The sequence below is a fragment of the Enterobacter cloacae complex sp. 394F7 genome (genome assembly GCF_057320385.1).
Genome location: NZ_JBXWCS010000014.1, coordinates 71,910 through 97,882, shown reverse-complemented (window position 1 = coordinate 97,882; position 25,973 = coordinate 71,910). Strand labels below are relative to the sequence as shown.

Here is a 25,973-nt window from a genome sequence, read left to right as displayed (position 1 = left end):
TCGTTATCCTTCTTCGCTCAGCAGCAGTTCGTTGAGTTCTTCGAGAACGCGCTGCGGCGTGATGTCGATCAGGCTCTGGTGATAACCTTCCGCGGCATCGCCTTTACGCACCTTATGGTAACCCGTGATCAGACGAATAACGCGCGCCTTATTTGAGAGCGGCGGCGTGAAGTCCGGGCTACTTGGACCGTACAACGCAACCAGCGGGCGGTTGAGCGCGGCGGCGACGTGCATCAGCCCGGAGTCGTTGGTGACTACGGCTTTACAGGCAGCAAGTAAAATCACCGCCTGCTCAAGCTGGGTTTCCCCGGCCAGGTTGCGGCACCAGGCCTGCTGTTCTGTGCTGAGGGCTGCAAGAATTTCGTTCCCCGCCTCGTGGTCTTTGGCCGAGCCGAACAGAACGATCTGGTAACCTTCGTCAATCAACTGCTTTGCCAGCTCTGCGTAGTGATAGTGCGGCCAGCGTTTTGCCGGGCCGAATTCTGCGCCCGGGCAGAAGCCAATCATCGGCCGTTCAGAGGAAAGACCAAACGCGTTACAGGTCTGGGATTTTTCACCCTCGCTGACCTGTAGCTGTGGCCATAGCAGCGGCTGCGGCAGGTCTTTTGCGCTGCGCATTACGCCTTTGTCGTAGGCCAGCGCCACATAGCGCTCCACCATTAATGGCCAGGCCTCTTTATCCAGCACGCGTGCGTCATTCAGCAGACCGTAGCGCATCTCACCGCGCCAGCCGGTACGGTGCGGCACACCGGCGAAGAAGGGCACAAGCGCGGATTTAAACGAATTGGGTAACACGTAAGCACGGTCATAACGCTTCTCGCGCAGACTGTGGCCGAGTTTACGACGTTCGCCAATCTCCAGCGCCCCGTGGCCGAGTGGCATTGGGATGGCTTCATTCACTTCCGGCATACGCGATAACAACGGACGGCACCATGCGGGTGCCATCACGTCGATTATCGCCTGGGGATAACGCGCCTTGAGCGTGCGATAGAGACTTTGCGACATCATCATGTCGCCCACCCATGACGGGCCGATCACCAGAATTCTCATACTTACGCGTCGCGGTTCAGCCAGGCCATATATTCCGTTACGCCTTCGGCAACGGTCTTGAACGGCTTGTCATAACCCGCTGCGCGCAGGTTAGTCAGATCGGCCTTGGTGAATGCCTGGTAGCGGCCTTTCAGTTTGTCCGGGAAAGGAATGTACTCAATGCTGCCTTTCTTGTGATACGCCAGCGTTGCGTCAGCCACGGCCTGGAAAGATTCCGCGCGGCCGGTGCCAAGGTTGAAAATACCGGATACCCCATTTTCCCAGAACCACAGGTTCACGGCGGCAACGTCGCCTACGTAGACGAAGTCACGCTTAAAGCCGTCGCTGCCTTCGAACAGTTTTGGACTTTCGCCATTATTCAGCTGAGTGTTCAGATGGAACGCCACGCTCGCCATGCTGCCTTTGTGGCCTTCGCGCGGCCCGTAGACGTTGAAGTAGCGGAAACCAACGATCTGGGAGTTCGCTTCTGGCAACACCTGACGCACATACTCGTCGAAAAGGAACTTGGAGTAACCGTAAACGTTCAACGGCTGCTCATATTCGCGGGATTCAATGAAATCAGAGGTACGTCCGCCGTAGGTGGCCGCCGAAGAGGCATACAGGAAAGGAATTTCACGCTCCAGACAGTAGTGAAGCAGCTCTTTAGAGTACTGATAGTTGTTGTCCATCATGTACTTGCCGTCCCACTCTGTGGTGGAGGAGCATGCCCCTTCGTGGAAGATGGCTTCGATCTCGCCGAACTCTTCACCTGCCATAATCTGGATAAGGAAGTCTTCTTTATCCATGTAGTCAGCGATGTTCAGATCCACCAGGTTGACGAACTTGGTGCCGTCTTTCAGGTTGTCAACCACCAGGATGTCGGTGATGCCTTTGTCATTGAGAGCTTTAACAATATTGCTGCCGATAAAGCCCGCGCCGCCGGTAACGATGATCATAACTGTAACCTTTGAAGTGTGGAGTCCGGGGACAATCCCGGACGCTAATGGTTCTATCATATCATTAGTATGGCTGCCCTTCAGCCATTCACCGACATAGCGCAAGGGTACACGTGATTTATGCTGCAAAAACGAGAAGAGATAATGTGTCATCTCGTCATGAACTATAGGTTTGGGTAATATGTGCCGAAATTTGCCGAGTCTGGAGAATTGCAATGCGTGGTGATTTTTACAAACAGTTAAACAGCGACCTTGAAACCGCGCGTGCGGAAGGGTTGTTTAAAGAAGAGCGTATTATCACGTCTGCTCAGCAGGCGGACATCACCGTTGCCGATGGCAGCCATGTGATCAACTTTTGTGCGAACAACTACCTGGGTCTTGCGAATCACCCTGAGCTGATTGCTGCGGCGAAAAGCGGTATGGATACCCACGGTTTTGGTATGGCCTCCGTACGCTTTATCTGCGGCACGCAGGACAGTCACAAGCAGCTTGAGAAAAAGCTGGCGAACTTCTTAGGCATGGAAGACGCAATTCTGTACTCCTCCTGCTTCGATGCCAACGGCGGTCTGTTTGAGACGCTGCTGGGTGCAGAAGATGCCATTATCTCCGACGCCCTTAACCACGCTTCCATCATTGATGGTGTGCGCCTGTGTAAAGCGAAGCGTTTCCGCTATGCCAACAACGATATGGTTGAACTGGAAGCACGCCTGAAAGAGGCGCGTGAAGCGGGGGCTCGCCATGTGCTTATCGCCACCGACGGCGTGTTCTCTATGGATGGCGTGATTGCCAACCTGAAGGGCGTGTGTGACCTGGCGGATAAATACGATGCGCTGGTGATGGTCGATGACTCGCACGCGGTCGGTTTTGTGGGTGAAAACGGCCGTGGCTCGCATGAATACTGTGACGTGATGGGCCGCGTGGACATCATCACCGGTACGCTGGGCAAAGCGCTTGGTGGCGCGTCTGGCGGCTATACCGCTGCGCGTAAAGAGGTGGTGGAGTGGCTGCGCCAGCGTTCCCGTCCGTACCTGTTCTCCAACTCCCTCGCGCCGGCCATTGTTTCCGCCTCCATCAAAGTGCTGGAGATGGTGGAATCCGGGGCTGAACTGCGCGACCGTCTGTGGTCCAACGCGCGCCTGTTCCGCGAAAAAATGAGTGCGGCAGGGTTTACCCTGGCCGGTGCTGACCACGCCATTATCCCGGTCATGCTGGGTGATGCCGTCGTGGCGCAGAACTTTGCCCGTGAGCTGCAAAAAGAAGGCATTTACGTGACCGGGTTCTTCTTCCCGGTCGTACCAAAAGGCCAGGCGCGTATCCGCACCCAGATGTCCGCGGCGCATTCGCCTGAACAAATTGAACGTGCGGTGGAAGCCTTTACCCGCATCGGTAAACAGCTGGGCGTAATTGCCTGAGGACGTGTGATGAAAGCGTTATCCAAACTGAAAGCGGAAGAAGGGATTTGGATGACCGACGTGCCGGAGCCGGAAGTCGGTCATAACGATCTGCTGATCAAAATTCGTAAAACCGCCATTTGCGGCACTGACGTTCATATCTACAACTGGGATCAGTGGTCGCAAAAAACCATTCCAGTACCCATGGTTGTCGGCCACGAATACGTTGGTGAAGTGGTTGGGATTGGTCAGGAAGTGAAAGGTTTTAACATTGGCGACCGCGTCTCGGGTGAAGGACACATCACCTGCGGCCACTGCCGTAACTGCCGCGGTGGGCGTACGCACCTGTGCCGTAATACCATTGGCGTGGGCGTGAACCGTCCGGGCTGCTTTGCCGAGTACCTGGTGATCCCGGCCTTTAACGCGTTCAAAATTCCGGACAACATTTCTGACGATCTGGCCTCCATCTTTGACCCGTTCGGCAACGCGGTACATACGGCGCTCTCTTTCGACCTGGTCGGCGAGGATGTGCTGGTCTCCGGCGCGGGCCCTATCGGGATTATGGCCGCAGCAGTGGCGAAGCACGTGGGCGCACGTAATGTGGTGATTACCGACGTGAACGAATACCGTCTGTCGCTGGCCCGCAAGATGGGCGTCACCCGTGCGGTGGATGTCTCTAAAGAGAGCCTGGCCGATGTGATGGAAGAGCTGGGCATGACCGAAGGGTTTGACGTGGGTCTGGAGATGTCCGGCGCACCACCGGCGTTCCGTGCTATGTTGGATACCATGAACCACGGCGGTCGTATTGCGATGCTGGGTATTCCGCCGTCGGATATGTCTATCGACTGGAATAAAGTAATCTTCAAAGGGCTGTTCATTAAAGGCATCTATGGCCGTGAAATGTTCGAAACCTGGTATAAGATGGCGGCATTAATTCAGTCTGGTCTGGATCTGTCCCCGATTATTACACATCGTTTCTCCGTTGATGATTTCCAGAAAGGCTTTGACGCGATGCGTTCGGGCCAGTCCGGGAAAGTTATTTTGAGCTGGGATTAAACCTGCCAGCTGGCACCCGTATAAACGGGTGCCAGTGCTAATTATGGTAGTTTGACTTTTCGGAGTTTTCTTGTTACTTTTCAATAAAATACCAATCTTTCTTCTCCACGCGTTTATTAATAATAATTACGTCAGGAAGACACTGTCAGGCTTGTCAAAACATTATGTCTACGCACCTTTCGCTGAAGCTGGTTGATACAACTTCACGGTTTACCTCTTTTTTAAATCTGGCGATTTCTCTTTTAATACTTATGGCTGTAAATATTTTACATGCCCGATATAATTTGGTAATTAACAGATCGTTTGTTTTTTTATTGATGTTGTTGATGCTCAAGTGCATAGACAATAAATTAATACGCAATGTACTGGCGATTGTACTTCTCATTCCAGTTGCGGCAGATATTTCTCTCCAGCTATATGCATGGAGAAATTTCGATTCTGCGTTTAGTTATGGGTTTGCAATGAGCATAATCCACACCACACCGGATGAAGCAAGTTCAATGCTCAGCGTGTACTGGCGTGAATGCATTATTTTTATCACACTCTCTGCTTTTTTTATTTATACCGCAAATACGGGTGCATGGCCCGTTGCACCGCGATTTCGTCGCTGGCCTGCCATTGTGCTTGGCGTGACGTTGTTGGCTTTCTATGGTCAGGCACTACAGCACCAGCTCAGGAAAAGCAGCGTCGAAAGTCTGGCGCAGCGCGTGGTTCAGGCGACACCAGTCAGTACGGCAAAAGTTTTTATGCAGGCTTTTGAAGATAACGCGGTCATTGCCAATATCGGTAACAACATTCCTGATTACAAACTCACGCTTTCGGATACCGGTATTGAGAACTACGTACTGGTTATCGGTGAGTCTGAGCGAGCGGCGAATATGGGCATCTATGGTTATCAACGAGATACTACGCCGGAGCTGGAAAAGCAGAAATCGCAGCTCTTGCTGTTCCGTAATGCTGTAGCGCCAGCGCCGGTCACGATTATGGCCGTACCGTTGGCCATGACCGCTGATAAAGTGAATATTCGCGATCCGAAAAAATATGGTGATAATGTTATTAATATTGCCAATAAAGCAGGCTATGAAACTTATTGGTTTAGTCATCAGGGTAAAGGCGGGGCGCATAACAACGTCATCACCGGGATTGCGATGAATACGAAACAGCATGAATGGCTCGAAGGCGGTTACGATGAAGATCTTCTACCTCTGTTGCAGAATGCATTAAAAGCCCCGGGTAAAAAAGTGATCGTCTTGCATTTATACGGCAGCCATGAACCATCCTGTACGCGCTTTCCGGCAAACCAGGCGGTGTTACATGGTACCAATGAGGCCGATGACTGTTATGACAACTCGGTACGGTATACAGACACATTGATGGGCAAGATGTTTAGTATGCTGACCAACTCGCGTTCTTCGGTTATGTATTTTTCCGATCATGGTTTGATTCGTGATCCGCAGCGCGCTGTCGTTTACTCTCACGGTAATGTGAACCCTCCACGAGAGGCTCTGCACATCCCTGTGTTTATCTGGTATGGGCAACAGGTTGATAAAGCCAGGCAATACACAGGAGACTATGACACCGTCTGGTCTGCTGATGATGTTAATACGCTTGCTGAATTGTGGTTGGGGATCCATCGTCAGGGTCAACCTGTCCAGTCGGTAAACTCATGGCTTGCCGGTTACGATAAAAATGTTTCAGTACTGGATACCACAGGTAAGACCTATTACTGGAGCAATATACGTTAGCCCGGACGTGTGATATCTACTGCACATCAAGGTGATGTAAAATAATAAAAGGGGCCTGAGGCCCCCTTTTATTATTAGATCGCAGAACTATCGTTACTAAGTTTATTCAATACTTTTGATGAGATATCATCAATGTTTATTTTATTGTTGCGCTTGTCAAATATCAGTTGTTCTGAATTCTTGCCTACTGGGGAGAAAATAGTATTGCCTTCAAAGTTTTTATTATGATCAAGCAGCATTGAAAAATAGATGGCAATAATTTTTTTATCAAACGCACAGGCGATATGAACAATGGCCGTATCAACAGAGACCACTAAATCGGCTTTTTTTATGAGCGTGATAGCATCCCAAAGCGATTTAAATCGACAGACAGTAATTTTCTCATCATCGAAGGCAAGGTCTGCTAGTTTTTTACCTTCACCAATGATGAAAACTTGTGTATCCGGGTGCTGCACAATATCAATCGCCAGTTTTTCCAGTTGAGGCAGAGAAAGACTGCGTTCGGCTACGCTCGCGAAGGGATTAAGCACAACGATCTTTTTACCAGCATGAGGTTGTAGAAAATCATCAATAAAAACTTCATGCTCGGGTAAAACAGGTAAGGAGTAGCTAAGAGATGCGGGCTTAATACTTAAAGCGTTAAGTATTTTTTTTTGGGGATGTGTAATATGAAACTCAGGACTCACCGGTAACATTAAGTTATAGGGTTTATCCAGCCAGCCACCAAATCCAATCGCATATTTATAATGAATTTTTGCCAGAAGTTGTGTGTTAAATAATTCCTTTCTCTTCATCCATGAATAATGACTAATCACCAGATCTGTCTCGATATCTTTCATTTTTTTGATATTGTTGATATCGACAACATAAACTTCATCAATGTCAGTCATCTTCTCGAAGAGATCGCGATTTCGTTCTTCAACAATGACCTGAAGTTGATAGCCTGCATCTTTCAGATTACGCCAGGTTCCTGTATGGCATACCGCATCGCCAATTCCAAGATCAACAAAAGGGAAAAGAATTTTTTTAACGCTGGAGACGTCAATTTTTTCTTGTCGCTTATCCTGTAATTGTCGCGATAAAGAAAGCAACTGTAGCCGTCTTTTTAATTCTTTAGTTTTATAGTTTCGCTGCCTGTTAATTTCCTTTAAATAACCAATTATTTTCTTCATAACCACGCTAAACCAAATTAAGCATTTTACTGTGGGTAGTATAATCTTAACGACAACGAAAAGGAATGTCTGAGGAAATAGAACAACGCGACAAAGATTTTACTGTTACTTAACAATAAGTTAATGCATTTTTTCACTCTGTGAGTTCCGTCATTTTTTCTGGGATGACTATCATGTTATAGAGTTTTTTATTGACCAAAGTGAGCTTTGCCAGCTTTTCCATAAAAAATAAGATACAGATTCGGAAGTGACAACAGTGATAGCTGGCACTATCTTGTCAGGAATGACTTGACTGAGTTCAGGAGACCACATGTTTAAACTAACCGTATGTCTTTTGACATACAACTCTGCCCGCTTGTTACATAAGGTGTTAACGCCGTTAATGAGTATTGCAGATGAGTTTATTGTTGTTGATTCTGGTAGTTCAGATGAGACATTAGTTATCCTTCAGGAATATGCCATTACACCAATATTTCATCCGTATGCAATGCACGGTGAGCAGATGAATATTGCCATTTCCCGGTCATCTAACGACTGGGTGTTATGTATGGATAGTGACGAAATACTCGATGAAGACACTATACACTATATCCTGGCGTTAAAGTCTGGAGAGGAGCCGCCCGCTGATTGCGGATGGAGCCTGTCACGCTACTGGTATGTCTTAGGCGAGCGCACACGAACCATCTATCCGATTTCTTCTCCAGATTTCCCATTAAGATTGTTCAACCGCCAGCATGTCAGATTTAACAATCGACCAGTGGATGATAAGGCGATAGGTGCGGCGCGGGTGACACGTATACCTGGCCATGTCCGGCACGACACATTTTATTCCCTGCATGAAGTGTTTAATAAGCTGAATGTCTATACCACCCGAGTCGTAAAATATCAGACGCTCAGGCCGTCAATCGCACGTGGTGTGGTGAGTGCTATTGGGGCTTTCTTTAAATGGTACTTGTTTAGCGGGGCATGGCGGCAGGGGAAAGTTGGTGTAGTGACAGGGCTCTATGCCACCTTGTACAGTTTTTTAAAATATTTCAAAGCCTGGTATCAGTATCAGGATGAACGTGAGTCCGCTGCACGGGAGCACACGGACTCTCACCTTATAAAATAGTTACGCTTTCTTACCCCAGCCCTGCCACTGATGTTGAAAATATTGCACCAGCGTACTCTGGCTCATGCTTTCACCAATCACAGAGAAGAACCGGGTCGCATAAACCGGTTCAGGGGCATGTTTCGGCACACAGCGTTTTACGCCGCGGAACGGGTTACGCGGCGCTGACGACCCTGGTTTCCCCTGGTTCGGCGTCGACGTATCAACCTGTGGTTCGTTCAGGAGATCGCTCGGGCGGACCAGCGTGATATCCGAAGGCAAGGTCGGCAGCATTTGCTGCAGGACGCGAACGGTCGACGGATGCGGGTGGCCGATGGCAATCGCGGAGCCATTGCGGCGGGCCAGCTGCACAGCGCGATTAAACTGCACGCGAATGTCCGCTTCGTTCTGCGTATCGTCAAGGAACACCTTGCGCTTAATCACCTTCACCCCCGTTCCCTGCGCGGCACGCATCGCCTGACTGTTGCCGATGGTCATGCTGTCGAGGAAGTAGAGGTTGTAACGCTCCAGCGCCTGCATCACTTTGAGCATCCCGTACAGGCTGGATGTCATCGCGCTGCCCATATGGTTGTTTAACCCCACGGCATACGGCACTTTATTGTAAGCGTCGCGGATAATGCGATCGATCTCATCGCTGCTCATCTCAGGGCGCAGAGTATCTTTTTCCAGCGGTTGTTTGCTGATGGGGGCCATCGGCAGATGGATCAATACCTGGTGGCCGCTGTTGTGGGCCTTGGTCGCCATCTCACGCGCGTGTGGCGCATTCGGGAGGACGGCGACAGAAATGGCTGCTGGCATAGCCAGCACCTGATTTTCATAGTGCGGACGATAACCGAAGTCATCAATCACAATGGCGAGTTTACCGGCGTATACCGGTGCGACCAGCGCCAGTGCGCTGGCGACGGAGAGAACAATTCGACGAAATTGAAGCAAAACTTATCTTCCCAACCACGGCTGTGGATTGACCGCCTGACCCTGGCGACGAATTTCGAAATAGAGTGACGGGCGGCCCTGACCGCCACTGCTGCCCACAAGGGCGATGGGTTGACCCGCGCGCACCTGAGTGCCAACGCTGACCAGTGCGCTCTGGTTGTAACCGTAGAGGCTCATGTCGCCTTTACCGTGCTCAACCACTACCACAAGCCCGTAACCCTGCAGCCAGTCGGCCAGGATCACGCGGCCATCGGCGATGGCTTTCACTTCGCTACCTTCAGACGCACCGATAACTATCCCTTTCCAACGTAGTTCACCCTGCAGCTGTTCGCCATAACGATGCAGAATTGTACCGCGAACGGGCCAGTAAGCCTGACCGCGAGGGGAGCCCAGGCCACCGGTTCGTGACATCAACGAGCGTTCGCTTTCGCTTGGTTTATAGGTCGTGCCTTTACGGGAGGCTTCCTGCTGCTTATCGCGAACGGCCTGCGCCTCGCGAGCCTCTTTTTCGGCGCGGGCTTTTGCCGCGGCCTCCGCTCGGGCGATGCTGTTACGCAGCTTCGATTCGTTGGCGCGCATTTCGCTCAACTGGCTCTGACCAGCCTGAATGGAGGATTCAAGCCCGGAAAGGGTTTTCTTACGTTCGTTGCGAGCCTGCTCGAGCTTTGCCTGCTGGGCCTGCTGTTCGTAGAGCAGCGTCTGCTGCTGGCTCTGCTTCTCTTCCAGCTCGGCTTTTTGCGTGGTGACCTCTTCGCGCGTCTGTTTTAGCTGCGCGATAGTCTCCTGACGCGCCTGGTTCAGATAGCCGAAATAGGCCTGCAGGCGCTGACCGCGCTGGCTCTCTTCACCGCTGAGGATCAGCTGAAGGCCGGTGTGTTCACCCTGGCGGAATGCGGCATCAAGTTGCGCCGCAAGATTACGTTCCTGCGCATCGCGCTGACGTTCCAGTTTGGCAATCGACGCGTTCATCTCGTCGATCTGTTTATTCAACTGGGAGAGGGTGTTTTGTGTTTCGCGGAGCTTACGTGCGGCGGCGGAGATCGCCTCTTCCTGCTGCTTAAGCTGAGCAAGCAGCGACGCGCGTTGCTGTTGCTGCTGACGTACCGCACGCTCTTTGGCGGCGATATCGGCCTGAATGGATTTCAGCTGGTCGCGATCGTCCGCGTGGGCGGATGCGGCGCACAGCAATACGCCAGCGCTGAGTGCGCTGGCGTAAAACAGAGGTCTGACTGATAACCTAAGCGGTTTCACGACCCATGTGATTGAAAAAATCGCCTTTCCCCTCATGGGGAGCGATTATTCCACGATGAACAGCGGCTTACCAGTCATCTCTTCAGGGATCGGCATACCCATCAGCGACAACATGGTTGGCGCGATGTCAGAAAGCTTGCCGCCTTCCACTGCTTTCAGTGCTTTATCACCTACATAAATCAGCGGAACCGGGAGGTTGGTGTGGGCGGTGTGCGCCTGTCCGGTTGCCGGGTCGCGCATCTGTTCTGCGTTACCGTGGTCAGCGGTAATCAGCAGCTGGCCGCCAACGGATTCAACCGCTTTGGCAACCTGCTCAACGCAGTGATCCAGCGCTTCAACCGCTTTAATAGCCGCTTCCATCACCCCGGTATGACCCACCATGTCACCGTTCGGATAGTTACAGATGATGGTGTCGTATTTGCCGCTAACGATCGCCGCAACCAGTTTTTCGGTCAATTCCGCAGAGCTCATCTCTGGCTGCAGGTCATAGGTAGCGACTTTTGGTGAATTAATCAGAATGCGATCTTCGCCTTTGAACGGCTCTTCTACACCGCCGTTAAAGAAGAAGGTGACGTGGGCATATTTCTCGGTTTCGGAGATACGCAACTGCGTCTTATCGTTTTTCGCCATCCACTCACCGAAGGTATTGGCCAGTGAAGCTGGTGGGTAAGCGCATGGGGCGTCGATGTCAGCGGCGTATTCGGTCAACTGGATGAAGTTGATGTTCACCGCTTTCTTACGGGCGAAACCGTCGAAATCGCTGTTAACGAATGCGCGGGTGATTTCACGCGCACGGTCAGCACGGAAGTTCATGAAGATCAGCGCGTCGCCATCTTCCATGGCGGCATCAGCCTGGCCTTCTGCGCGAATGACGGTCGCTTTCACGAATTCGTCGTTTTCATCGCGCGCGTACGCGGCTTCAAGGCCCTCAACGGCAGTCGCAAACTGGAACTCGCCTTTTGCCAGCGTCATCAGGTCATAGGCCTGTTCCACTCGATCCCAGCGATTATCGCGATCCATGGCGTAGTAGCGGCCAATGATAGATGCCACGCGGCCTTTGCCCAGTGCGGCAAATTTCTCTTCGAAGGCTTCCAGCGAACCTTTAGCGCTACGCGGTGGCGTATCGCGGCCATCCAGGAACGCGTGCAGGTAGATTTTTTCCGCACCGCGCTCAGCGGCCAGTTCAACCATCGCCATAATATGATCTTCATGGCTATGAACGCCGCCGGCAGACAGCAGACCCATGATATGCACGGCTTTGCCTGCGGCAACGGCTTTATCCACTGCACCACACAGCACAGGGTTGGCGAAGAAGGTGCGTTCTTTGATTTCAACATCCAGACGCGTCAGATCCTGATAGACGATACGCCCGGCCCCCAGGTTGACGTGACCGACTTCAGAGTTACCCATCTGACGGTCCGGCAGACCCACTTCCAGGCCGGATGCGTCAATCAGAGTGTGGGGACGTTTCGCCCACAGCGCATCCATGACCGGGGTTTTAGCGTTGAAAATGGCGTTATCCTGTTGATCTTCACGGTAGCCATAGCCATCCAGAATCACCAGTACCATAGGTTTTTTAGAAACCGACATTGCGACAACCTCATGCTCAAGAGTCAAAAATTTGCGTAATTTTACTACAGCTGAATCGTTCAAATAGCCGCAGAAGATCAAAGAAAGGGCAGGGGCAAGATGCTTCTCCGACCATTTTGAGGCATTTTTTTAGGTGGCATGCCGCAGAAAATGGATTAGCTTAGGGTCGCTGGCTGTATTTGCCACAACGCACAGGTATACTCCTGTCCTGGTTTTTTTAATCACTAAGTCGGGAGTAGTTACCCTCCATGCAAGAAATTATGCAATTCGTTAGCCGCCATCCGGTTCTGAGCATCGCGTGGATTGGCCTGCTGGCCGCTGTGCTGTTCACCACATTTAAGGGCCTGACGTCTAAGATTAAGGTTATCACCCGTGGTGAAGCGACGCGTCTGATTAACAAAGAAGATGCCGTCGTGGTCGATCTGCGTCAGCGTGACGATTTCCGCAAAGGGCACATTGCAGGCGCTATCAACCTGCTGCCAGCTGAAATCAAAGCCAACAACGTGGGCGAGCTTGAGAAGCATAAAGCCCAGCCGATTATCGTTGTTGACGGTACCGGCATGCAGGCGCAGGAATCTGCTAGCCTGCTTCATAAAGCAGGCTTCGAAAACGTCTCTGTACTGAAAGAAGGCATTTCCGGCTGGAGCGGAGAAAACCTTCCTTTGGTGCGCGGTAAATAAGGAGTTCAGTGATGGCCAATATCGAGATCTACACCAAAGCGACCTGCCCGTTCTGTCACCGTGCGAAAGCGCTGCTGAACAGCAAAGGCGTAACGTTCCAGGAACTGCCGATCGATGGTGACGCGATAAAACGCGAAGAGATGATTCAACGTAGTGGTCGCACGACGGTTCCGCAGATTTTTATTGATGCGCAGCACATTGGCGGCTGTGATGACTTGTATGCGCTCGACGCCCGTGGTGGACTCGATCCCCTGCTGAGCTAAGAGACTTTAGGACAATTTAAAAAGGGTTTTTCCATGTCAGAACAAAACAACACCGAAATGACTTTCCAGATCCAGCGTATCTACACCAAGGATGTCTCTTTCGAAGCGCCAAATGCGCCACATGTTTTCCAGAAAGATTGGCAGCCAGAGGTTAAACTTGATCTGGATACCGCATCAACCCAGCTGGCTGATGACGTGTATGAAGTCGTACTGCGTGTGACCGTGACCGCCTCTCTGGGCGAAGAAACTGCATTCCTGTGTGAAGTACAGCAGGGCGGTATCTTCTCCATCGGCGGTATTGAAGGCAACCAGATGGCGCATTGCCTGGGTGCATACTGCCCGAACATCCTGTTCCCGTATGCGCGTGAATGCATCACCAGCCTGGTTTCTCGCGGTACATTCCCGCAACTGAACCTTGCGCCAGTTAACTTTGATGCGCTGTTCATGAACTATCTGCAGCAGCAGGCTGGCGAAGGTGCTGAACAACATCAGGATGCCTGATGAGCACTGTTAATGCGTCAATGACTGTGATCGGTGCCGGCTCTTACGGCACCGCTCTTGCCATCACGCTGGCAAGAAATGGTCACGAGGTGGTCCTGTGGGGCCACGACCCAAAACATATCGCAACGCTGCAGCACGACCGCTGCAACGTGGCGTTCCTTCCTGACGTTCCGTTCCCTGACTCCCTGCACCTGGAAAGCGACCTTGCGACCGCGCTGGCAGCCAGCCGCAATATTTTGATTGTGGTGCCGAGCCATGTGTTTGGCGACGTGCTACAGCAGATTAAGCCGCTGATGCGCCCGGATGCACGCATTGTGTGGGCAACGAAGGGGCTGGAAGCCGAAACCGGTCGTCTGTTGCAGGACGTTGCCCGCGAAGTGCTGGGTACCGAGATCCCGCTGGCGGTTATCTCCGGCCCAACGTTTGCCAAAGAGCTGGCCGCTGGCCTGCCGACAGCGATTTCGCTGGCATCCACCGACCAGGCCTTCTCCGACGATCTCCAGCAGCTGCTGCACTGCGGCAAGAGCTTCCGCGTCTACAGCAACCCCGATTTTATCGGCGTGCAGCTGGGCGGTGCGGTGAAGAACGTCATCGCCATTGGCGCCGGGATGTCCGACGGCATTGGCTTTGGTGCCAATGCACGTACTGCGCTGATTACCCGTGGGTTAACCGAGATGTCCCGTCTCGGGGCGGCTCTGGGTGCCGATCCGGCCACCTTTATGGGGATGGCGGGTTTAGGCGATCTGGTGCTGACCTGTACCGACAACCAGTCGCGTAACCGCCGCTTTGGCATGATGCTCGGTCAGGGCATGGATGTAAAAAGCGCGCAGGAGAAGATTGGTCAGGTGGTTGAAGGCTACCGCAATACCAAAGAAGTCCGCGAATTGGCGCACCGTTTTGGTGTCGAAATGCCAATAACCGAGGAAATTTATCAGGTATTGTATTGCGGAAAAAATGCGCGCGAGGCAGCATTGACCTTATTAGGTCGTGCGCGCAAGGACGAGCGCAGCAGTAACTAGTCGGAACCATTGTCACCTGAATGACCCAGCCAGCGCAGAACTGGCTGGTCATTATACTATCGTCTGGAGTAAGCAATGCCGTGTGAAGAACTGGATATCGTCTGGAATAATATTAAAGCCGAAGCCCGGGCGTTGGCCGACTGTGAGCCGATGCTGGCCAGTTTCTACCATGCAACGTTACTCAAGCACGAAAACCTCGGTAGTGCCCTGAGCTATATGCTCGCCAACAAGCTGGCGTCTTCAATCATGCCCGCCATCGCCATTCGTGAAGTGGTGGAAGAGGCCTACGCCGCAGACCCGGAAATGATCGCCTCTGCTGCCTGTGATATTCAGGCCGTGCGCACGCGTGATCCGGCGGTCGATAAATATTCTACGCCGCTGCTGTACCTGAAGGGTTTCCATGCCTTACAGGCGTACCGCATCGGCCACTGGTTATGGAAGGAAGGCCGCCGCGCGCTGGCAATTTTCCTGCAAAACCAGGTTTCTGTGACCTTCCAGGTTGATATTCACCCGGCGGCCAAAATTGGCCGGGGGATCATGCTCGACCATGCCACCGGGATTGTTGTGGGTGAGACGGCGGTCATTGAAGATGACGTGTCGATCCTGCAGTCGGTTACCCTGGGCGGTACCGGCAAAACCAGCGGCGATCGCCATCCGAAAATTCGTGAAGGGGTGATGATTGGCGCGGGTGCCAAAATCCTCGGTAATATCGAAGTGGGCCGCGGCGCGAAAATCGGCGCGGGCTCTGTGGTGCTGCAGCCCGTGCCGCCGCACACCACCGCCGCTGGCGTACCGGCGCGCATCGTCGGTAAGCCAGACAGTGATAAACCATCGATGGACATGGATCAGCACTTCAACGGCATTCACCATACGTTTGAGTATGGTGACGGCATTTAACTTCTGAGAATGGCGCCCGGATACCCCAGCTGGCGCCAGGCTTCATACACCACCACGGACACCGCGTTCGACAGGTTCATGCTACGGCTGTCCGGCATCATCGGAATACGGATTTTCTGCTCAGCGGGCAGGGCGTCCAGAATCGTGGCCGGCAGGCCGCGGGTTTCCGGGCCAAACATCAGATAGTCACCTGCCTGGTAGCTCACGGCGCTGTGCGCGGGCGTGCCTTTGGTCGTCAGGGCAAACATGCGCTCTGGCTTTTCGCTTTCCAGAAACGCGGCGTAATCATGATGGCGAACCACCGCGGTAAATTCATGATAATCCAGCCCCGCACGACGCAGGCGTTTGTCATCCCACGTAAAGCCCATCGGCTCGATAATATGCAGGCGAAACCCGGTGTTGGCGCAAAGGCGGATAATGTTGCCGGTATTAGGCGGAATTTCTGGTTCGAATAAAACGATGTTAAGCATGCTGCCCCCTTAATTGCGGGGGCAGCATAGCAGAAATGACGGGCACTACGCGACGCCGGGTTCCTGTGGGCGACAGCGCAGCATTTTGTAGACGGTGGCACCCGCGGCCACCAGCGCGGGCAGGCTGAGGATCATCAAAATACTGTCTGCCTGCCACTGCATGGAGAGAAGCTGCGCGCTGGTCATGGTACCCGCCACGCCACCAAAACGGCCAATTCCCTGCATCCACGCGATACCCGTCGCGCGGCATTCGGTTGGGTAGAAGGTGGCGGCCAGGGTTTGCATCCCTGATTGCGCGCCGTTCATGGCGATCCCCATCAGGAAAATCAATCCGCCAAACAGGGCGATGTGATTATGCTCCATGCCGAGCAGCAGGATGAGCGCCATGGTCAGCATAAACCCACCTGCCACCACCCTGTGCGCCTCCCAGCGGTCCATCATCCACCCGGCGAGAAGAATGCCTGCGGTACCGCCGAAGGTGAACAGCGAGGTGAGCCAGGCAGATTCCGCCAGCGGATAACCCATCCCCAGCATCAGCGTCGGCATCCAGCTCAGCAGGACGTAATAAATCACCAGCCCCATAAAGTAGGTCACCCACAGCATCAGGGTGCCGGGCAGCCAGGGCATAGAAAACAGCTGTGCCACGCTCCCTTTCTTAGACGCGACCCGCTCCTCCGCCAGGAAAAAGCCGGTCACGCCATCCAGCGTGCCGCGGGCGAAGCGGCTGGCGATACGGCGGATCTGCATCACGTCTCTTCCACGCTGAACCAGAAACTTCACCGACTCCGGCAAAAACAGCGCCAGCAGCAGCGTCAGGATCAGCGGGGCAATTGCGCCGGTCAGCAGTACGCTTCGCCAGCCGTGGTGAGGAATCAGCCAGGAGGAGATTGCCCCACCGCCCGCCGCGCCCAGAGGAAAACCGCAGTACATGGTATTGATCGCCATGGCGCGACAGCGCTTAGGGGCAAACTCTGAGATCAGCGTGATGGCGTTAGGCATTGCCGCACCCAAACCCAGGCCGGTGAGAAATCGCCACAGCGTCAGGGTGTTCAGGGTTTGCGCCCAGGCGGCGCCCAGGCTTGCAAGACCAAAGAATAAACACGAAAAGACCAGTACGCGCTTGCGGCCCATCCGGTCCGATACCGGACCTGCGATCAGCGCACCCAGCGACAGTCCCAGCAGCGCGGCACTCAGTACCGGCCCCAGATCCTGTTTGTGGATCCCCCATTCTGCCGAGAGCGTCGGGGCAATATAGCCCATTGCCGCTGTATCGAAACCATCGATTGCCAGCACCAGAAAGCCCAGCACAATGAGTAGCCAGTGAAACCATGAAAAGGAACTGTCGTCGATTACCTGCTGAATATCCACCTTACCTGAATAGGCCATACGCTCCTCTCTGATGTGATGTTGTTTTTGTGTTCTTGTATTTGCTTGTCTATACAATTGCGTGTGGCAGGGGATGTCAAATATTCTTATCTAATATGTTGTATAGATGTTATTTACGACACAAAAACGCGCCCGATGGAGGAGATCGGACGCGTGAGTAAGGCAGGTTAAGGGGAGGGGATCAGGCCGCGTCTCCGTGGGTAAGCGGTGCCAGTGCCGCAGGGATCTTGCTCAGCTCCTGCACCAGAGAATCCTTGCTGATCTCGCCGATTGTTTTCGCCCCGGTGAGAGTCATTGCAACCTTCATCTCTTTCTCAATCAGGTTAAGCAGGTTTGCTACCCCTGCTTGGCCGCTGGTGGCCAGCGCGTAAAGGTAAGCGCGTCCCAGCAGTACGCTGTCGGCACCCAGCGCAATCATACGCACCACGTCCAGCCCGTTACGAATACCGCTGTCGGCGAGGATAGCGATGTCGCCTTTAACCGCATCGGCAATCGCCGGAAGGGCGCGTGCGGATGAGAGCACGCCATCAAGCTGACGTCCGCCGTGGTTCGAGACCACTATCCCGTCTGCGCCAAAACGCACCGCGTCGCGGGCGTCGTCCGGGTCGAGGATCCCTTTGATCACCATTGGGCCGTCCCAGAATTCGCGGATCCACTCCAGGTCTTTCCAGGAGATGGACGGATCGAAATTGTTCGCCAGCCAGCCGATATAATCTTCCAGCCCGGTAGGTTTACCGAGATAAGCCGAGATGTTACCCAGATCGTGTGGACGGCCATTCAGGCCCACATCCCACGCCCACTGCGGATGTGTTACCGCCTGCCAGTAACGACGCAGGGCAGCGTTCGGGCCGCTCATGCCGGAGTGGGCATCACGGTAGCGCGCGCCGGGGGTGGGCATATCAACGGTAAAGACCAGTGTGGAACAGCCCGCCGCTTTGGCGCGCTCCAGCGCATTACGCATAAAGCCGCGATCGCGCAGGACGTACAGCTGGAACCACATCGGGCGTTTGATGGTCGGGGCGACCTCTTCAATCGGGCAGACAGACACGGTGGAGAGGGTAAACGGGATGCCTTTGGCATCCGCCGCGGCTGCGGCCTGCACTTCACCGCGACGGGCGTACATGCCACACAGCCCGACCGGGGCAAGCGCTACTGGCATGGAGAGCGTTTCGTTAAACAGTTTCGTCTCAAGGCTCAGATCCGACATATTCTTCAGCACGCGCTGACGCAGAGCCACCTCCGACAGATCTTCCACGTTACGGCGCAGGGTATATTCGGCATAGGCCCCGCCGTCGATATAGTGGAACAGGAACGGCGGCAAAATACGCTGCGCCGCGGCGCGGTAGTCACTGGCTGCTGAAATAATCATGCTTTGTTCTCCCTGGATATATCACTGTCGCCAGGCAGACGGGTAATACGCGCCTGTCGGGCCTGATCTTCATCAAATCGTTTAATGGTGGTGTGGACGAAGCCCAGATGCGCCATCATCGCCTTGCGTGCGGCCTCGGCATCACCGGCCAGAATGGCGTTGAGCACCGCCTCGTGCTGTTCGGTCAGTTGAGCAAAGACCGGCGGGACCAGATACATGCGCTGGCGGCTCTGCTTCACGGAGGATTGCAGCAGGTCGAAAAAACCGCGCATGGTCTGGAGCAGCACCACGTTGTGCGACGCCTCGGCAATCGCCAGGTGAAAGCGGACATCCGCCTGCGAAGCGATATCCGGGTCGCTGCTTTGCGTGGCGTCGAAGCAGGCCCTGAGCTTCTCTTTGTCGGCTTCGGTTGCCCGCATGGCCGCATGCCAGGCGGTACTGGTTTCGATGGCGTGACGGGCTTCGAGGATGTCGAAGCTGTAGTCCGGGTCATTCTCCATCAGGGTTTTGAGCGGCTGGACGATGTTTTGCTCGGACCAGTCGTCATGTTGCCAGCGCACAAAGGTGCCGCCGCCGCGACGGCTTACCAGTACTCCTTCGCTGACCAGCGTCGCCAGCGCTTCACGCAGGGAATTGCGCGACACGCCAAGCTGGGCGGCGAGTTGACGTTCAGCGGGCAATTTCATGCCTGCTTCCAGCTGTTGTTCTTCAATCAGCGCCCGCACGCGAGAGGCAATCTCGTCGGACAGGCGTCTGGGCATAACTATCATGGGATCATCCAGGTTAAGACATAGGCCTGCAGGGTGGTGATCACCCCGACCATGCAGGTGAATATCAGGCTGTGTTTCACGGTAAAACGGAACAGATCGGACTCTTTACCCACCAGCCCTACTGCCGCACAGGCAATGGCGATGGACTGAGGAGAGATCATCTTCCCGGTCACGCCGCCAGTGGTGTTCGCGGCCACCAGCAGCACGTCAGAGACGCCAATCTGCTGAGCCGCCGTTGCCTGCAGGGCGGCGAACAGGGCGTTAGACGAGGTATCTGAACCGGTCAGGAACACCCCCAGCCAGCCGAGGAACGGCGAGAAGAAGGTGAAGGCGTGGCCGGTATGGGCCAGCGCGAGTGCCAGCGTTGATGACAGGCCGGAGTAGTTCGAGATAAACGCGAACGCCAGCACCATGCCGATGGAGTAGATCGGCAGCATCAATTCTTTAATGGTCGCCGCAAAGGTCTGTACCGCGGCCGCAGGCTTCATGCGCAGCCACACCACAGAGAGGAGTGCGGCAAACAGGATGGCCGTGCCGGTGGCGGAGAACCAGTCAAACTTAAATACCGCCGCGTACGGCGTGGCGTCGTGCACCACTGGCGGCATACGGGCGACCATCTTGTCGAGGAACGGCACGGAGATGTTAATCACCATGTCGTACAGCGCACCGCCTGGGGCAAACAGGGCCTTAAACGGCGGGATGCTCCACAGCGTTACCGTGGCGGTCAGGAACAGGAACGGCGACCAGGCGCGAACGATCTGCCCGGCGCTGTAGCCGGTACGCGCCAGGGTTTGATCCACATGCGACGCGCCCATATCGGCAAAGCGGAAAATACGTACCGGCTGCCAGCGTTTCAGGAACAGCGTCAGACAGACCAGCGAGACCAGCGAAGAGATAATGTCCGGCAGCTCCGGGCCAAGGAAGTTGGAGCTGAGATACTGGGCAATCGCGAACGAACCGCCCGCCACCATCACCGCAGGCCAGGTCTCCTTCACGCCGCGCCAGCCGTCCATAATCGCCATGATCCAGAACAGCACGATAATGGTCAGGAACGGCAGCTGGCGGCCAACCATCTGACCAATCTCGAAGCTGTCCAGGCCAGTCACCTGGCCTGCGACCAGAATCGGAATACCCATCGCACCAAACGCCACCGGCGCGGTGTTAACGATCAGGCAAAGACCGGCGGCATAGAGCGGGTTAAAGCCCAGCCCCACCAGCAGCGCGGCGGTGATTGCCACCGGCGCACCAAACCCTGCCGCCCCTTCCAGAAACGCCCCGAAGGAGAAGCCGACAATCAGCATCTGCAGGCGCTGGTCCGGCGTGATGGAGAGAATCGACGAGCGAATGATGTCGAACTGCCCGGTTTTCACCGAAATTTTGTAGACAAAGACCGCGGCGATGATGATCCACGCAATCGGCCACAGGCCGTAGAAGAAGCCATACACCACGGAGGCCAGCGCGCGATCGATCGGCATTTTGTAGAAGAACAGCGCCACCAGCAGCGCGATGGCGACGGTGTACGTCGCGGCGAGGTAGCCCTTCAGCTTGAGCTTAATCAGCGCAAAGAAGAAGAACAGGATCGGCAGCGATGCGATCAGGCTGGACAGCCAGATATTTCCGGCCGGGTCGTAGTTTTGTTGCCAGAGGCTCATGCAGGTCTCCTGGGGACCAGACAGCCTATGCTGCGGGTGAGTCTCCGCTCATCTCTGCGTCACAGTCTGTGTAAAAGTGGTCCTGCCAATATTGTGTTGTAGGGGTAATGACAACAAATGGTTAACCAGATGTTATGGGCTGGCAATGTTTTTGTGAGCGGAAATAATGGATTTGTGAGCCACGGAAGAAAGAAAGGGGGGATTGGTTGGGCCAATTTTGAAGCGGGGCTGGCCGTGACCAAGCTAACCCCGCGTTCGTCAAACAACAGCCAACTGTTAAATGAGCCCTTTTTGGGAAAAAGTAATCAGAGTGGCCTCGTTTAAGTCCATGTTTTTAAGTTTATCAGGGCTAACCCAGGTTATTTCCTGAAATTCTTCATTGAAGGTAACATTCCGGTTAGCACTCATGCAGTCAAAGATAAGATAAATCATGTAAATTTCTTCGGTAGTGCCATCCTGATACGTTTTAGTACGGATATCGTCACGAAATGCCCATGGTTGAATGTCTGTGATATTAAGTTCTTCACCTAACTCTTCCATGATTTCTCGCCTCAGTGCGGTTTCCATCGTCTCACCCGGTTCAATACCGCCACCTGGTAGCGCCCACTGTCCTGGAAAAACTCCACGGTCCGGTGCCATTTTACAGAGCAGATACTCTCCGTTGTTTTGGATAACAGGGCACACAATTACTCTCTGGCGCATTTTATCTCCTTAAAAAAATAGCTTTCTGAATAATCATATCAGAAAAGACTTCAATATCATCAGGACGATTACAAACTAGTACGCGCTGGCGAAGATGATCTGGAAGATTTTCGATATAATTTTGGTATTCTGCATGCCAGCCTGTTATCCATTTAATTTTCATCTCCTCATCCGGAAACTCTTCTGGCCTTATACCATGCATTTCATCGTTCTTTAGGTGAGCAAGTGAATACTCTACTGGATAATCAATGAAAGCTATGATATCGGGTTCTGCTAGTAATTCACTTATTCTTTCCCAGAGTTGAATGTAAGAGTCGTGCTGAGTCCTATTAATATAGCCAGCTTTAAACATGAAATTAATAAAAATATAATCCTCAATATGGGAACGCTCCATTATTAGATTGTATCCCTTATCCAGCCATGATTTTATGATCAACGCTCGCTGTATCATAAAGTTGATCTGAATAAGATAGCCGTAGTTTTTTGTATCATCGAAAAGGTAAGGAAGAAGAGAATGGTGAACACTTTTTTCATCTACAGCGATTGTATATGAATCCTGCTTAAAAAGATGAGTAGACAATTTCTTCAGAAGCGTGCTTTTACCCACCCCTGAGTTACCTGATAAACATATATATAGAGGGCATCTGTCCTTGTTATATACTTGCTTATCTGCCGACCAGGGATCCATGTAAAGAAAATTATATCTCATGCAGTATATTCCCTATTCTCAAGCCAGAATCGGTTGTTCTCGCATTTCCTCATGATCTCTTTATTTCCAAAAATGGAATGAATGATTTTATCTGGTGAGTCGGTTAGCATATTCCCCAGCAAAGTATATTTTTCACCATCAGGTATGATGATGTCGAAATTGGGTTCCATAACAACATTTGCTTTATCTCTCTCTTCGAAAGTAGCCCAACTAATGGGCATATTAGGATGTTGCTTTTCAAGTATATTCATTTTATATAAAAACAATTCTGTGTTAATTTCTAATTTATCCCTTTTTTCTTTTCCTACACCCAAAGGGCAAAATTGATAAAATCTCCATGCTTGTATTTTATAGGGAAGATTTTCAACCCAATTAACGATGTCACCCAGTATGTTAATATTTGCTTGAGAAACTACAGTGGTAAGTTTGATATTAATCTGATTGTTATTTGGAAGCCATGATAATATATTTTTTACAACTCTGTGCTGATTACTCATTTTATCACTGCGAATATCTGCATTGACCAGTTTATCTATACCATCAATCGGTATCCCCACCCAGTCCAGAATCGAATTTAAACGCTCATGATCTATCGTAAAGCGATGTCCGACGGTTGAGAGATAGGTCATAAAACCCATCTGTTTCGCATATTCAATTAAATCAATGTAGTCCGCTCTTGACGTCGGTTCACCACCTGTAAAACCAATACGACGGAAACCTATTTTATACATACGTTCAATGACATTAAGGGCGCTGGAGAGAGAGGAGTCGTTAATTCCAGGGTTACGGAAGCATAGATCACATCCGAGATTGCAGTGTGAGGTTATCCTAAAATCCAGAAGCAATGTGCTAATGTCCATTATATTTCCTCAGATTTGTTGGTTGAAAGCCAATAACCACTCATATTGCATGGTTATTGGTGAGCATACTCTTTGGCTGGTTAAATTAAAAGCAAATCTGTCCATTTATTGCGGCTAGCCTTATCACCAATTTTGAGTTTTGTGGTTGCAATGCTTGTAATGGCTGTGCTTACTCATGGAAGGAGTTTGATATGACAGATAAACTTTATTCGAATCGAAAATGGAATGAGTTAGATAAAAACCCAATGCATTCTTGTTATGAATGCATTGGCCAAGATAATTTAGCTTCGGATTATCAGAAAGCCGTCTTACAAAAACCCGTCATCTCTTTCAGGCCCATCTCGCGGCCAAGCTCGGTCATCGGGTGGACCACCACCAGACCCCGTACGCTTTTCTTCAGCTTGCCCATATCGGCCTGCTCTTTTTTGGTAATGGCGCGGCGGTGCGGCATATTCATCAGCTTCTGCGCTTCTTTACTCAGCTTCTGGCTTTTCACTTCGCGCAGGCGCTCGATCTCCGCTTCCAGCTTCGCGGTCTCTTTCTCAAGCTCGGCGTACTTCTCGGCGGAGTCTACCAGCGAGAGACCGGCCATCTGATGGCGGATCAGATCCAGGCGGTCGCTCAGGCGTTTAATTTCGTTCTTTTCGACTTCTTTCATGACAAATAACTCTGAAAACGGGGAATTTAGAGGGAAGGATACACCAATGTGAGCAGGCTTACTTCTGAAACGCTTTTTTTAAGCTGATTCGGGAAATCAGCTCAGTCAGGGAAAGAACCATCGTGGAACGGACAATCTGTTGATAACGCAGCTTTTGCATGGCGTACAGTTCCGGGTCGCTGTTATCAAAATGGGGGGCAGGGGGGAGCGCGGTAACGCAATGCAGCTCGCCGAAAGGGCCAAGGATCTCGTCATCGGTAAAGGTGTACTCATTACCGTCATGATTGAGCTCTTCGCGCAGCGCCATCAACAGCTCCGCATCTTCATACTCTTGCCGGTTCAGCACGCCAAGACCATAAATCAACTTCAGACGCACGGATAAATCGCCCAGCGGTCCGTCGCCGTCCAGTAACGGTTCTACAGCATATTTTACCGCGTAGTCGTCTTTGCGAAACACCTGAAGTACCAGGATATTCACCGCCTCGGTTAACAACTCGACGGCGGTAATCAGGAAACTTCGTACGGTTTTGCCAGCATTCAGACGCTCAAGCACACGATTTTCAAAGGCCTGGGTTTGTTCCATTATTGCCTGCATATCTGACAATCTGTAATCAGGGCGCAGGATTGCCTGCGCCTCACTGTGCATCATTTGGTTGCGTTATATGCGTTAACCGCCTCCGCAACCACGTCGCTGTTGGCGTCCAGACCGGAAATCTGCGCCAGCGCAGCCTGTGCGCCCTGGTCATCAATCAGCTGAGCCAGCTCCTGCGCCTGCGGATCCTGCTCGCTGCGGTAGTGCATCGCGGCGGCAATCCCTTTCACCAGGTTGGCGTGCGGCAGGCCGTATTCCAGCGTACCCAGCAGCGGCTTAATCAGGCGATCGCCCGCGCTCAGCTTACGCAATGGCTGGCGGCCCACGCGCTCAACGTCATCTTTCAGATACGGGTTTTCAAAACGACCGAGGATTTTCTGGATGTATGCTGCGTGTTTATCAGCATCAAAACCGTAGCGTTTGATCAGCACCGCGCCGCTCTCTTCCATTGCCCCTTTTACCACCGCGCGGGTCTTCTCGTCGAGGATCGCATCACGAATAGTCTGATGACCGGCCAATTTTCCGAGGTACGCGGTTATAGCATGACCCGTGTTCAGCGTGAAGAGTTTACGTTCCACAAATGCCATCAGGTTATCCGTTAATTCCATACCTGGAATGGTCGGCAGCGCGCCTTTAAATTGGGTTTTGTCCACGATCCACTCGCTGAAGGTTTCTACCGTCACTTCCAGCGGGTCGTTAGTTGCAGATTCTGACGGCGGAACGATGCGGTCAACGGCGGAATCCACGAAGCCAACGTGCGCTTCCACCCAGGCTTTGTCTTCGTCCGCAACGGCGGCCAGAACGTGGCCTTTCAGCTGCGTGGTGCCACGCACCATATTTTCACAGGCAATGATGTTCAGCGGGGTATCGATGCCCTGCGCTTTACGTTTTGCCAGGCCTTTTGCGACCGCAGGCGCGATGCGCTCAAGTACCACCGGGCCCACCGCGGTGGTCACCAGGTCAACGCTGGCGATGAGGTCGATAACATCGTCGCCAATGCTGCTTACCGCGTTGACGCCAGAGACCGTTTCAACCTGCTCGTTTTCTCCCACCACGTGTACCTGGTAGCTATGACGGGCATTCAGGGCATCCAGAACGACCTGATTCACATCGGCGAATGTCAGCGTAATGCCCGCGTCTGCCAGCAGTTTGCCGATAAAGCCACGACCGATATTACCTGCGCCAAAATGTAATGCTTTCATAGTGTTAAC

Annotated in this window: 26 protein-coding genes; 9 read left to right on the top strand and 17 right to left on the bottom strand. The window is 52.7% G+C overall.

The genetic code is table 11. The annotated features are described in order from the left end of the window. Positions 1-3 precede the first annotated feature (3 nt). Together rfaF and rfaD are read right to left on the bottom strand one after the other, a co-directional pair. The gene (gene rfaF / locus AC2FAK_RS19090) at positions 4-1,050 is read right to left on the bottom strand and encodes an ADP-heptose--LPS heptosyltransferase RfaF (RefSeq protein WP_045294583.1); all 1,047 of its coding nucleotides are present in this window, start codon (positions 1,048-1,050) and stop codon (positions 4-6) included. Positions 1,051-1,052: 2 nt separating this feature from the next. Continuing rightward, on the bottom strand, positions 1,053-1,985 hold the full coding sequence (gene rfaD, locus AC2FAK_RS19085) for an ADP-glyceromanno-heptose 6-epimerase (RefSeq protein WP_095455537.1): 933 nt from the start codon (positions 1,983-1,985) through the stop codon (positions 1,053-1,055). Between the two features lie 215 nt (positions 1,986-2,200). Here rfaD and kbl point away from each other — a divergent pair, with 215 nt between their 5' ends. From kbl to AC2FAK_RS19070, 3 genes are all read left to right on the top strand, one after another. Next, entirely contained in the window at positions 2,201-3,397 is a 1,197-nt protein-coding gene (kbl, locus tag AC2FAK_RS19080; protein WP_095455538.1) for a glycine C-acetyltransferase, read from the top strand. A 9-nt stretch (positions 3,398-3,406) separates the two neighbouring features. Then, the gene (gene tdh, locus AC2FAK_RS19075) at positions 3,407-4,432 is read left to right on the top strand and encodes an L-threonine 3-dehydrogenase (RefSeq protein WP_095455539.1); all 1,026 of its coding nucleotides are present in this window, start codon (positions 3,407-3,409) and stop codon (positions 4,430-4,432) included. Between the two features lie 164 nt (positions 4,433-4,596). Next, positions 4,597-6,177, top strand: coding sequence for a phosphoethanolamine transferase (locus AC2FAK_RS19070; RefSeq protein WP_095455540.1), 1,581 nt, complete (start codon positions 4,597-4,599; stop codon positions 6,175-6,177). Positions 6,178-6,251: 74 nt separating this feature from the next. Here AC2FAK_RS19070 and AC2FAK_RS19065 read toward each other — a convergent pair whose 3' ends face one another. Further along, complete coding sequence (locus AC2FAK_RS19065) at positions 6,252-7,349, bottom strand: glycosyltransferase family 9 protein (RefSeq protein ID WP_095455541.1); 1,098 nt, start codon at positions 7,347-7,349, stop codon at positions 6,252-6,254. Between the two features lie 310 nt (positions 7,350-7,659). Here AC2FAK_RS19065 and AC2FAK_RS19060 point away from each other — a divergent pair, with 310 nt between their 5' ends. Beyond that, entirely contained in the window at positions 7,660-8,460 is an 801-nt protein-coding gene (locus AC2FAK_RS19060) for a glycosyltransferase family 2 protein (protein ID WP_029881905.1), read from the top strand. Here the strand turns inward: AC2FAK_RS19060 and AC2FAK_RS19055 are convergent, their stop codons facing one another. The 3 genes from AC2FAK_RS19055 to gpmM are packed head-to-tail and all read right to left on the bottom strand — an operon-like array spanning position 8,461 to position 12,234. Next, complete coding sequence (locus AC2FAK_RS19055; RefSeq protein ID WP_057072708.1) at positions 8,461-9,393, bottom strand: divergent polysaccharide deacetylase family protein; 933 nt, start codon at positions 9,391-9,393, stop codon at positions 8,461-8,463. A gap of 3 nt (positions 9,394-9,396) precedes the next feature. Then, on the bottom strand, positions 9,397-10,656 hold the full coding sequence (gene envC, locus AC2FAK_RS19050) for a murein hydrolase activator EnvC (RefSeq protein WP_229060094.1): 1,260 nt from the start codon (positions 10,654-10,656) through the stop codon (positions 9,397-9,399). 33 nt (positions 10,657-10,689) lie between these two features. After that, a complete protein-coding gene (gene gpmM / locus AC2FAK_RS19045) occupies positions 10,690-12,234 on the bottom strand; it encodes a 2,3-bisphosphoglycerate-independent phosphoglycerate mutase (protein WP_029881907.1) in 1,545 nt (514 codons plus the stop codon). Positions 12,235-12,482: 248 nt separating this feature from the next. On the opposite strand from gpmM, the gene AC2FAK_RS19040 reads away from it, so the two are divergent. The 5 genes from AC2FAK_RS19040 (at position 12,483) to cysE (ending at position 15,594) form a co-directional block, all read left to right on the top strand. Beyond that, entirely contained in the window at positions 12,483-12,914 is a 432-nt protein-coding gene (locus AC2FAK_RS19040; protein WP_013094920.1) for a rhodanese-like domain-containing protein, read from the top strand. An 11-nt stretch (positions 12,915-12,925) separates the two neighbouring features. Then, the gene (gene grxC / locus AC2FAK_RS19035; protein WP_010426371.1) at positions 12,926-13,177 is read left to right on the top strand and encodes a glutaredoxin 3; all 252 of its coding nucleotides are present in this window, start codon (positions 12,926-12,928) and stop codon (positions 13,175-13,177) included. A 33-nt stretch (positions 13,178-13,210) separates the two neighbouring features. Then, positions 13,211-13,678: a protein-export chaperone SecB gene (secB, locus tag AC2FAK_RS19030; protein ID WP_003860835.1), complete on the top strand. Its 468-nt coding sequence runs from the start codon at positions 13,211-13,213 to the stop codon at positions 13,676-13,678. Next, positions 13,678-14,697, top strand: coding sequence for an NAD(P)H-dependent glycerol-3-phosphate dehydrogenase (gene gpsA / locus AC2FAK_RS19025; RefSeq protein ID WP_057072706.1), 1,020 nt, complete (start codon positions 13,678-13,680; stop codon positions 14,695-14,697). The genes secB and gpsA overlap by 1 nt, the downstream gene beginning before the upstream one ends. A gap of 75 nt (positions 14,698-14,772) precedes the next feature. Further along, complete coding sequence (cysE, locus tag AC2FAK_RS19020) at positions 14,773-15,594, top strand: serine O-acetyltransferase (protein WP_013094922.1); 822 nt, start codon at positions 14,773-14,775, stop codon at positions 15,592-15,594. On the opposite strand, the gene trmL is transcribed toward cysE, so the two are convergent. The 11 genes from trmL to mtlD form a co-directional block, all read right to left on the bottom strand. Beyond that, on the bottom strand, positions 15,591-16,064 hold the full coding sequence (gene trmL, locus AC2FAK_RS19015) for a tRNA (uridine(34)/cytosine(34)/5-carboxymethylaminomethyluridine(34)-2'-O)-methyltransferase TrmL (protein WP_013094923.1): 474 nt from the start codon (positions 16,062-16,064) through the stop codon (positions 15,591-15,593). The two genes, cysE and trmL, sit on opposite strands and share 4 nt — an antisense overlap. Positions 16,065-16,109: 45 nt before the next feature. Next, a complete protein-coding gene (locus tag AC2FAK_RS19010; protein ID WP_020686509.1) occupies positions 16,110-17,450 on the bottom strand; it encodes an MFS transporter in 1,341 nt (446 codons plus the stop codon). A 181-nt stretch (positions 17,451-17,631) separates the two neighbouring features. Continuing rightward, complete coding sequence (gene lldD, locus AC2FAK_RS19005) at positions 17,632-18,819, bottom strand: FMN-dependent L-lactate dehydrogenase LldD (protein WP_029881910.1); 1,188 nt, start codon at positions 18,817-18,819, stop codon at positions 17,632-17,634. Further along, positions 18,816-19,589, bottom strand: a complete 774-nt coding sequence (lldR, locus tag AC2FAK_RS19000; protein ID WP_020686511.1) for a transcriptional regulator LldR — start codon at positions 19,587-19,589, stop codon at positions 18,816-18,818. The genes lldD and lldR overlap by 4 nt, the downstream gene beginning before the upstream one ends. Beyond that, positions 19,586-21,241 carry an L-lactate permease gene (gene lldP, locus AC2FAK_RS18995; RefSeq protein WP_020686512.1) on the bottom strand — a complete coding sequence of 552 codons (1,656 nt, stop codon included), beginning with the start codon at positions 21,239-21,241 and terminating at the stop codon, positions 19,586-19,588. Before lldP ends, lldR begins: the two co-directional genes overlap by 4 nt. Positions 21,242-21,517: 276 nt before the next feature. Next, the gene (gene nudI / locus AC2FAK_RS18990; protein WP_047024108.1) at positions 21,518-21,943 is read right to left on the bottom strand and encodes a nucleoside triphosphatase NudI; all 426 of its coding nucleotides are present in this window, start codon (positions 21,941-21,943) and stop codon (positions 21,518-21,520) included. Position 21,944: 1 nt separating this feature from the next. Next, entirely contained in the window at positions 21,945-22,652 is a 708-nt protein-coding gene (locus tag AC2FAK_RS18985; RefSeq protein ID WP_047024109.1) for a deoxynucleoside kinase, read from the bottom strand. Continuing rightward, complete coding sequence (locus AC2FAK_RS18980; RefSeq protein ID WP_058681623.1) at positions 22,649-23,512, bottom strand: radical SAM protein; 864 nt, start codon at positions 23,510-23,512, stop codon at positions 22,649-22,651. Before AC2FAK_RS18980 ends, AC2FAK_RS18985 begins: the two co-directional genes overlap by 4 nt. Before the next feature lie 295 nt (positions 23,513-23,807). After that, positions 23,808-24,170, bottom strand: a complete 363-nt coding sequence (locus AC2FAK_RS18975) for a YibL family ribosome-associated protein (protein WP_023621173.1) — start codon at positions 24,168-24,170, stop codon at positions 23,808-23,810. A gap of 58 nt (positions 24,171-24,228) precedes the next feature. After that, positions 24,229-24,819: a mannitol operon repressor MtlR gene (gene mtlR / locus AC2FAK_RS18970; RefSeq protein WP_047024110.1), complete on the bottom strand. Its 591-nt coding sequence runs from the start codon at positions 24,817-24,819 to the stop codon at positions 24,229-24,231. Then, positions 24,816-25,964, bottom strand: coding sequence for a mannitol-1-phosphate 5-dehydrogenase (gene mtlD / locus AC2FAK_RS18965; RefSeq protein ID WP_047024111.1), 1,149 nt, complete (start codon positions 25,962-25,964; stop codon positions 24,816-24,818). The genes mtlR and mtlD overlap by 4 nt, the downstream gene beginning before the upstream one ends. Positions 25,965-25,973 lie beyond the last annotated feature (9 nt).

Excerpts from the sequence above, each read along its gene's own strand:
- tdh (WP_095455539.1), top strand. The coding sequence starts at position 3,407 with ATGAAAGCGTTATCCAAACTGAAAGCGGAAGAAGGGATTTGGATGACC.
- mtlR (WP_047024110.1), bottom strand. The coding sequence starts at position 24,819 with ATGATGCACAGTGAGGCGCAGGCAATCCTGCGCCCTGATTACAGATTG.
- AC2FAK_RS19065 (WP_095455541.1), bottom strand. The coding sequence starts at position 7,349 with ATGAAGAAAATAATTGGTTATTTAAAGGAAATTAACAGGCAGCGAAAC.
- AC2FAK_RS19040 (WP_013094920.1), top strand. The coding sequence starts at position 12,483 with ATGCAAGAAATTATGCAATTCGTTAGCCGCCATCCGGTTCTGAGCATC.
- mtlD (WP_047024111.1), bottom strand. The coding sequence starts at position 25,964 with ATGAAAGCATTACATTTTGGCGCAGGTAATATCGGTCGTGGCTTTATC.
- lldR (WP_020686511.1), bottom strand. The coding sequence starts at position 19,589 with ATGATAGTTATGCCCAGACGCCTGTCCGACGAGATTGCCTCTCGCGTG.
- lldD (WP_029881910.1), bottom strand. The coding sequence starts at position 18,819 with ATGATTATTTCAGCAGCCAGTGACTACCGCGCCGCGGCGCAGCGTATT.
- nudI (WP_047024108.1), bottom strand. The coding sequence starts at position 21,943 with ATGCGCCAGAGAGTAATTGTGTGCCCTGTTATCCAAAACAACGGAGAG.
- kbl (WP_095455538.1), top strand. The coding sequence starts at position 2,201 with ATGCGTGGTGATTTTTACAAACAGTTAAACAGCGACCTTGAAACCGCG.
- grxC (WP_010426371.1), top strand. The coding sequence starts at position 12,926 with ATGGCCAATATCGAGATCTACACCAAAGCGACCTGCCCGTTCTGTCAC.
- rfaD (WP_095455537.1), bottom strand. The coding sequence starts at position 1,985 with ATGATCATCGTTACCGGCGGCGCGGGCTTTATCGGCAGCAATATTGTT.
- lldP (WP_020686512.1), bottom strand. The coding sequence starts at position 21,241 with ATGAGCCTCTGGCAACAAAACTACGACCCGGCCGGAAATATCTGGCTG.
- gpmM (WP_029881907.1), bottom strand. The coding sequence starts at position 12,234 with ATGTCGGTTTCTAAAAAACCTATGGTACTGGTGATTCTGGATGGCTAT.
- AC2FAK_RS19070 (WP_095455540.1), top strand. The coding sequence starts at position 4,597 with ATGTCTACGCACCTTTCGCTGAAGCTGGTTGATACAACTTCACGGTTT.
- AC2FAK_RS18975 (WP_023621173.1), bottom strand. The coding sequence starts at position 24,170 with ATGAAAGAAGTCGAAAAGAACGAAATTAAACGCCTGAGCGACCGCCTG.
- AC2FAK_RS18980 (WP_058681623.1), bottom strand. The coding sequence starts at position 23,512 with ATGGACATTAGCACATTGCTTCTGGATTTTAGGATAACCTCACACTGC.
- AC2FAK_RS19060 (WP_029881905.1), top strand. The coding sequence starts at position 7,660 with ATGTTTAAACTAACCGTATGTCTTTTGACATACAACTCTGCCCGCTTG.
- AC2FAK_RS19010 (WP_020686509.1), bottom strand. The coding sequence starts at position 17,450 with ATGGCCTATTCAGGTAAGGTGGATATTCAGCAGGTAATCGACGACAGT.
- trmL (WP_013094923.1), bottom strand. The coding sequence starts at position 16,064 with ATGCTTAACATCGTTTTATTCGAACCAGAAATTCCGCCTAATACCGGC.
- cysE (WP_013094922.1), top strand. The coding sequence starts at position 14,773 with ATGCCGTGTGAAGAACTGGATATCGTCTGGAATAATATTAAAGCCGAA.
- gpsA (WP_057072706.1), top strand. The coding sequence starts at position 13,678 with ATGAGCACTGTTAATGCGTCAATGACTGTGATCGGTGCCGGCTCTTAC.
- AC2FAK_RS18985 (WP_047024109.1), bottom strand. The coding sequence starts at position 22,652 with ATGAGATATAATTTTCTTTACATGGATCCCTGGTCGGCAGATAAGCAA.
- secB (WP_003860835.1), top strand. The coding sequence starts at position 13,211 with ATGTCAGAACAAAACAACACCGAAATGACTTTCCAGATCCAGCGTATC.
- rfaF (WP_045294583.1), bottom strand. The coding sequence starts at position 1,050 with ATGAGAATTCTGGTGATCGGCCCGTCATGGGTGGGCGACATGATGATG.